The following is a 7,345-nucleotide window of genomic DNA, read 5'->3' as shown; positions in this document are numbered from 1 at the left end:
ACGTGGTCGGTCGGGTGAAGGTCTACGAGGCGATCGTCAAGGGCGAGAACATTCCGGAGCCGGGCATTCCGGAGTCGTTCAAGGTCTTGCTCAAGGAACTCCAGTCGCTGTGCCTCAACGTCGAGGTGCTGTCGTCCGACGGCGCCGCGATCGAGCTGCGGGAAGGCGAGGACGAGGACCTGGAGCGTGCGGCGGCCAACCTGGGCATCAACCTGTCCCGGAACGAAGCGGCCACCGTCGACGATCTGGCGAACTAGGCGGCTGGCCGGATGCCGTCATCGGACGGCATCCGGCCTCCGCAACGGATTACCCAACTAGTGAACTTTTGCTCGAATTCGACCCGCACAGGGGAAAGGAAGTTACGTGCTAGACGTCAACTTCTTCGATGAACTCCGGATCGGCCTCGCCACCGCCGACGACATCCGTCAGTGGTCCTACGGCGAGGTGAAGAAGCCGGAGACCATCAACTACCGCACGCTCAAGCCGGAGAAGGACGGCCTGTTCTGCGAGAAGATCTTCGGTCCCACCCGGGACTGGGAGTGCTACTGCGGCAAGTACAAGCGCGTCCGCTTCAAGGGCATCATCTGTGAGCGCTGTGGCGTCGAGGTGACTCGCGCCAAGGTGCGCCGCGAGCGGATGGGCCACATCGAGCTGGCCGCTCCGGTCACCCACATCTGGTACTTCAAGGGCGTGCCCTCGCGCCTGGGCTACCTGCTCGACCTGGCGCCGAAGGATCTGGAGAAGATCATCTACTTCGCCGCCTACGTCATCGTGGGCGTCGACGAGGAGCTGCGGCACAACGAGCTGTCCACGCTCGAGGCCGAGATGGAGGTCGAGAAGAAGGCGGTCGCCGACCAGCGCGACGCCGACCTCGAGGCCCGCGCCCAGAAGCTGGAGGCCGACCTGGCCGAGCTGGAGGCCGAAGGCGCCAAGTCCGACGTCCGCCGCAAGGTGAAGGACGGCGGCGAGCGCGAGATGCGCCAGCTCCGCGACCGGGCCCAGCGCGAGCTGGACCGGCTGGAGGAGATCTGGAACACCTTCACCAAGCTGGCGCCCAAGCAGCTCATCGTCGACGAGGTGCTCTACCGCGAGCTGGTCGACCGCTACGGCGAGTACTTCACCGGCGCGATGGGCGCGGAGTCCATCCAGAAGCTGATGGAGAACTTCGACATCGAGGCCGAGGCCGAGTTGCTGCGCGAGACCATCCGCACCGGCAAAGGCCAGAAGAAGCTGCGTGCGCTCAAGCGGCTCAAGGTCGTCGCGGCCTTCCAGACCAACGGCAACTCGCCGATGGGCATGGTGCTCGACGCCGTTCCGGTGATCCCGCCGGAGCTGCGCCCGATGGTTCAGCTCGACGGTGGCCGCTTCGCCACCTCCGACCTGAACGACCTGTACCGTCGCGTGATCAACCGCAACAACCGCCTCAAGCGACTGATCGACCTCGGCGCGCCCGAGATCATCGTCAACAACGAGAAGCGGATGCTGCAGGAGTCCGTCGACGCGCTGTTCGACAACGGCCGCCGCGGCCGTCCGGTCACCGGGCCGGGCAACCGTCCGCTCAAGTCGCTGTCGGATCTGCTCAAGGGCAAGCAGGGCCGCTTCCGTCAGAACCTGCTCGGTAAGCGCGTCGACTACTCGGGCCGTTCGGTCATCGTCGTCGGTCCGCAGCTGAAGCTGCACCAGTGCGGTCTGCCCAAGCTGATGGCGCTGGAGCTGTTCAAGCCGTTCGTGATGAAGCGCCTGGTCGATCTGAACCACGCGCAGAACATCAAGTCGGCCAAGCGGATGGTGGAGCGGCAGCGGCCGCAGGTGTGGGACGTCCTCGAAGAGGTCATCGCCGAACACCCCGTGTTGCTCAACCGCGCGCCCACCCTGCACCGCCTCGGTATCCAGGCCTTCGAGCCGCAGCTGGTGGAAGGCAAGGCCATCCAGCTGCACCCGCTGGTCTGTGAGGCGTTCAACGCCGACTTCGACGGTGACCAGATGGCCGTGCACCTGCCGCTGTCCGCGGAGGCGCAGGCCGAGGCGCGCGTGCTGATGCTGTCGTCGAACAACATCCTGTCGCCTGCCTCGGGCCGACCGCTGGCTATGCCGCGTCTTGACATGGTGACCGGCCTGTACTACCTGACCCGCCTGGAAGACGGCGCGAAGGGTTCCTACGAGCCGGCCACCAAGGACGCTCCGGAGCAGGGCGTGTATTCCTCGCCTGCCGAGGCGCAGATGGCGGTGGACCGCGGTGAGCTCACCGTTCGTTCGCTGATCAAGGTCCGGCTGACCGACCAGCGTCCGCCGAAGGACATCGAGGCGGCGCTGTTCCCAGAGGGCTGGCGCCGCGGCGACGCGTGGACCACCGAGACCACGCTGGGCCGGGTGCTGTTCAACGAGCTGCTGCCGGCGGACTACCCGTTCATCAACGAGCAGATGCCGAAGAAGCGTCAGGCGACGATCATCAACGATCTCGCCGAGCGCTACCCGATGATCGTGGTCGCGCAGACCGTCGACAAGCTCAAGGACGCCGGCTTCTACTGGGCCACGCGTTCCGGCGTGACGGTCTCCATGTCCGACGTGCTCGTGCCGCCGGAGAAGGCCGAGATCATGGAGCGCTACGAGGCGCAGTCGGATCAGATCGAGAAGAAGTACCAGCGTGGTGCGCTCGATCACCAGGAGCGCAACAACGCCCTGGTCAAGATCTGGCAGGAGGCGACCGAGGAGGTCGGTAAGGCGCTGCGCGCGCACTACCCGGCCGACAACCCGATCATCACGATCGTGGACTCGGGCGCCACGGGTAACTTCACCCAGACCCGTACCCTCGCCGGTATGAAGGGCCTGGTGACGAACCCGAAGGGTGAGTTCATCCCGCGGCCGATCAAGTCTTCCTTCCGTGAGGGCCTGACGGTTCTGGAGTACTTCATCAACACCCACGGTGCTCGTAAGGGTCTGGCCGACACCGCGCTGCGTACCGCCGACTCGGGTTACCTGACCCGTCGTCTGGTGGACGTGTCGCAGGACGTCATCGTGCGCGAGCACGACTGTGGCACCGAGCGCGGCATCGTGGTGCCGATCGCGGAGAAGCTGCTCGACGGCTCGATCATCCGCGACGCGCACGTGGAGACCTCCACCTACGCGCGCACGCTCGCGGCCGACGCGATCGACGAGCAGGGCAACGTCATCGTGGCGAAGGGCGCCGACCTCGGCGACCCGGCGCTCGAGGCGCTGCTGGAGGCGGGCATCACCGAGGTGAAGGTCCGCTCCGTGCTGACCTGCACCACCGGCACCGGAGTGTGCGCGACCTGCTACGGCCGCTCCATGGCGACCGGCAAGCTGGTCGACATCGGTGAGGCCGTCGGTATCGTCGCCGCGCAGTCCATCGGTGAGCCCGGTACCCAGCTGACCATGCGCACCTTCCACCAGGGTGGTGTCGCCGGTGACGACATTACCGGCGGTCTGCCTCGGGTGCAGGAGCTGTTCGAGGCGCGCGTGCCGAAGGGCAAGGCGCCCATCGCCGAGGTCTCCGGTCGCGTGCGGCTGGAGGACGACGATCGCTTCTACAAGATCACCATCATCCCGGATGACGGTGGCGAAGAGGTTGTCTACGACAAGCTCTCGAAGCGGCAGCGGCTGCGTGTGTTCAAGCACGACGACGGCACCGAGCGTCTGCTCTCCGACGGCGACCACGTCGAGGTCGGCCAGCAGCTGCTGGAAGGCGCGGCGGATCCGCACGAGGTGCTGCGCATCATGGGCCCCCGGCAGGTTCAGGTCCACCTGGTTCACGAGGTCCAAGAGGTCTACCGCTCGCAGGGTGTGTCGATCCACGACAAGCACATCGAGGTGATCGTTCGCCAGATGCTGCGTCGCGTGACCATCATCGACTCGGGTGCCACGGAGTTCCTGCCCGGCTCGCTCACCGAGCGCTCCGAGTTCGAGGCCTCCAACCGCCGCGTCGTCGCCGAGGGCAACGAGCCCGCGGCGGGTCGTCCGGTGCTGATGGGTATCACCAAGGCGTCGCTGGCCACCGACTCGTGGCTGTCGGCGGCGTCCTTCCAGGAGACCACCCGAGTCCTGACGGACGCGGCGATCAACTGCCGCTCCGACAAGCTCATCGGCCTCAAGGAGAACGTGATCATCGGTAAGCTGATCCCGGCCGGTACCGGTATCAACCGCTACCGGAACATCCAGGTGCAGCCGACCGAAGAGGCCCGTGCCGCGGCGTACGCGGTGCCGTCCTACGACGACACCTACTACAGCCCGGAGGGCTTCGGCGCCCCGACCGGCGCTGCGGTTCCGTTGGACGATTACGGATTCAGCGACTACCGGTAATCCTGTAACAGCATTCGGCCCCCGCTCCGTTTCGGAGCGGGGGCCGATGTGCTGTGGAGCCCTTGGAAGTTGCTATCTGCCTTGATGATTCAGGGTGTGGGACGGAGTTGGCCTGCCCGGGGGGTCAGGACGGTGGTCGGGTAGATCGCATCCTGGCCGCGGAGATCGAAGGCTTGGTCGTGGCCGTAGTACCAGCCCACTGACTGAACGGCCTTGTCATCCTTCAGGAAGAGGTACAAGCCATTAGGTGGGCCGTCTCCGTCGCTGTTGTAGGGTCTGGGAAGACTTTTCCAGCAGTTGGCTGGGGTGTTCGCTCGTCTGTTGAGTTCTTCGGCCGTGATGTTTTGCGGGACGTCGACCATGCGGTCCCAGCCATCGCTCCAGCCCGCGGCGCGTGCGATGTCGGCCAGGGTGATCGGTCCCGTACCCGTTGCCGCTTTCATCGCCTCTCGGGTGAACGCGCTAGTCGAACCGAGATTGTCGACGTTCGTCGACATCGTGTAGACGTTCGCGCAGTGTGCTTCGGAGTTGGATTCATTCGATCGTAGAAGAACTCCGCAACCGGTGCTGACCAACATGGCCATGATCGCCGCCAGAATCGGTATCATTCTCCGTGCTGTGATCATCAGCTGTCACTTCTTTCCTGGTAGCGGGACTCCGACGCCGGGCGGTGGTCCAGTTTGTGCTTCACTGACCGCATTGCTCCACGTGATCTGAGAAGGCTTCGTCGAGTTCGTGTCATCGAGGTTCTTGCTTTCGATGACGATTGCGTTGCCATTGTTGATCTCGTTCCGGATCAGGTCCTTCAATTCCTCTGGCGACGCGTCGGGATGGGCGAGCGCGACTTTGCGACCGAGTTCGTTGTTGTACAGGTCCATGGCCTCACGCTGCGGTGTATTGCCACCGCTCTTCTCGTGCGCTGTGGCGAACTCCTTCGTCCAATCCTCGCCGTACTTCTGAGTCATCAGAGCGTTCCAATACGCGTGCCGGAAGGCATCACCGTGGCCGTCATCCACAGAAGCCGGGAACACTTCGGTTGCGGCATCTCTCGCGGTTTCCGCGAGCTGCCCGTGTTCGATGCAGGCCAGCGGTCCCTGGGTCAGTAACAGTTTCTTCATCGCGTCGATCTCTTCGGATGTCATGAGGGACGGATTGAATTCGGGCTTGAAGGCACGGAATGCTTCGAGTTCTAATCCGAGCGGCCATAGCTGCGGCTCACCTTTGGACACATCCGTTTGATAGTCGGTGAGAATCTTCGCGAGTTCGGGATCGCCCGGCCCCAACGCGAGGCCTTGTTTCACCGTGTCGGGCAACGTTTCGATCAAACGGACGAACTTCTCGGCACCCTCCTGATCATCACGCTGGATGTTACGCAGCGCGCCCTGTATGGCACTGGACAGCTGAGTGATCTGCAACTCTTTCGCGGCGACGGCGGGGCCGCCGAATGGAAAGTACTTTTTGGCTGTCTCCCAGTTGGAATCGTGGGACAAGACCTCGCCGTCTTCCTGTACGAAAAGATTCCAGCGGGAATCCTCGGCTTCCTTCTTCTTCTCTCGGATGGTTCTGATGTTGGCCTCGATGTCATCGCTCAGCGAGCTGATCATCTTGCCCATCGCCTCGAGCACGTCTGCGGTGCTGAAGGTTTCGTCGCGATCCTTGCGGCCGCGTACCCGCGCAGCGTCCCCGGCCTCGCTTTCGTAATAGTCCTGGGAACGGCCGATCTTGTTCTCGGCGGCGGCGCCCTCTTGATCGACATCCTTCGCGGTTGCCAGCACCTTGGCCGCGGTCTCCTTCGCGTAGTGGAGATTCCAGGACAGTACGTCTGTAATCGTCAGCAGTTTTACGCCGCTCATTGCCCGTGCCTGTTCAAACCCGCGGCGCGATGCTGATCGACCATCTCATACACGGCTGCCTGTCTGTCGATTTCATCACACGAGTCACGCAGCCGACGAACGTGATAGCCGAGAACCGTGTCCATTGCCTGCAAGACTTCTTCGATCTTGGTGGCGAAATTGGAGCGGTACATGTTCGGCCTCACTTCCTTGCGGCTGTCCAGCGCGATCGGCGCCTTGCCCGCCAGTGCGTCCGCGTTCGTCCGTACATCATTTGCCAGATCGCGCATCCTGGCCGGGTCGACGTTGAACATCAGCGCCTCCGATCCCAGTCGGAGGGCTCGCGCCATTGATCGCTCTGGTAGGTGTCGTCGCGTCTGAGATGGGATGGCGTCCACTCCAGGGCAGGCTCGTTCGCCGCGGAGTTGTCCGGCGTCGACGAGTTGTCCGGCACCGCCGGGTTGTTCGCGGGGGCATCGAAGATCCGTGTCGCTTCCGCGTTGGCGTTGTCCAGTGCGGCTCGATGGCGATCGATGATGAGTGCGGCAAGTCGGTCCGGGCCGTTCTCCATCGCATAGTCGGCGAGGTAGAGATCGGTGATGCGGCCGCTGACGTCGGTTTCGATGCTGACGCTGCCATCCATCGACCGTGCCGAGCCGCGCACCGCGGCCAGTTGCTCGTTGATCCGCTTGATTTCGAGCGCACGTGCGCTCATGTCGTCCATTGGTTCGGGACTCCCCTCCTTCTGCAGCGAACAGACTACCCAGTGATCGATGGGATCGGAGTCCGACGTCTTGTCCGACACGGGGAGACATCTATCGTCGGCAGTGAGTGAGATGCGTAGTGCACCTGAGGTTTCGGCGATCGCCCCGCTCCGACCAGAGCGAGGCGATCGTCGTTCTACGGCGTAGCGGTCACGCTGGGCGACGTCGATTGATCGGTGCCGCCGGACACTTCGTCGCTCGGCAGGAAACGGCGGAGCGATTTCATGCTGTGAAACCATTGCCCGACCGCCGCCACGGCCGAAAACGCGGAAACGGCGCCTGCCCACAACGCAGAACTCGTGAGCTTCGCGGTGGAGAATTCGACCTTTCGTGCCCCTGGCAGCGGGTATTGCCCATTGCCCGAGGCCCATCGAATCACATAGCCGATCTGAGTACCGATGTCGGTGGGCGGGCCGGAACCGACCATGTTGC

7 protein-coding genes are annotated in these 7,345 nt (G+C 63.8%); 2 read left to right on the top strand and 5 right to left on the bottom strand.

The annotated features are described in order from the left end of the window. Together IU459_RS36010 and IU459_RS36005 are read left to right on the top strand one after the other, a co-directional pair. The coding region (locus IU459_RS36010) for a hypothetical protein (protein WP_195134067.1) at positions 1-257 on the top strand (257 nt) is incomplete at its 5' end. Between the two features lie 106 nt (positions 258-363). Then, complete coding sequence (locus tag IU459_RS36005; protein WP_195134066.1) at positions 364-4,317, top strand: DNA-directed RNA polymerase subunit beta'; 3,954 nt, start codon at positions 364-366, stop codon at positions 4,315-4,317. Positions 4,318-4,406: 89 nt separating this feature from the next. On the opposite strand, the gene IU459_RS36000 is transcribed toward IU459_RS36005, so the two are convergent. The 5 genes from IU459_RS36000 to IU459_RS39055 form a co-directional block, all read right to left on the bottom strand. Continuing rightward, on the bottom strand, positions 4,407-4,943 hold the full coding sequence (locus IU459_RS36000; RefSeq protein ID WP_195134065.1) for a hypothetical protein: 537 nt from the start codon (positions 4,941-4,943) through the stop codon (positions 4,407-4,409). Positions 4,944-4,949: 6 nt separating this feature from the next. Continuing rightward, positions 4,950-6,170 (bottom strand): DUF6973 domain-containing protein, encoded by a 1,221-nt coding sequence (locus IU459_RS35995; protein WP_195134064.1) that lies wholly within the window; start codon positions 6,168-6,170, stop codon positions 4,950-4,952. Further along, the gene (locus IU459_RS35990; RefSeq protein WP_195134063.1) at positions 6,167-6,463 is read right to left on the bottom strand and encodes a type VII secretion target; all 297 of its coding nucleotides are present in this window, start codon (positions 6,461-6,463) and stop codon (positions 6,167-6,169) included. Before IU459_RS35990 ends, IU459_RS35995 begins: the two co-directional genes overlap by 4 nt. Next, a complete protein-coding gene (locus tag IU459_RS35985; RefSeq protein ID WP_195134062.1) occupies positions 6,463-6,864 on the bottom strand; it encodes a YbaB/EbfC family nucleoid-associated protein in 402 nt (133 codons plus the stop codon). The genes IU459_RS35990 and IU459_RS35985 overlap by 1 nt, the downstream gene beginning before the upstream one ends. A gap of 185 nt (positions 6,865-7,049) precedes the next feature. Then, positions 7,050-7,345, bottom strand: a 296-nt coding sequence (locus IU459_RS39055) for a hypothetical protein (RefSeq protein WP_228838994.1), incomplete at its 5' end; no start/stop codon positions are given.

Origin of the sequence: Nocardia amamiensis, assembly GCF_015477605.1 — a bacterium.
GTDB lineage: Bacteria > Actinomycetota > Actinomycetes > Mycobacteriales > Mycobacteriaceae > Nocardia > Nocardia amamiensis_A.
The sequence above is the reverse complement of the archived record's forward strand: the minus strand, read 5'-3'. Positions and strand labels throughout refer to the sequence as shown.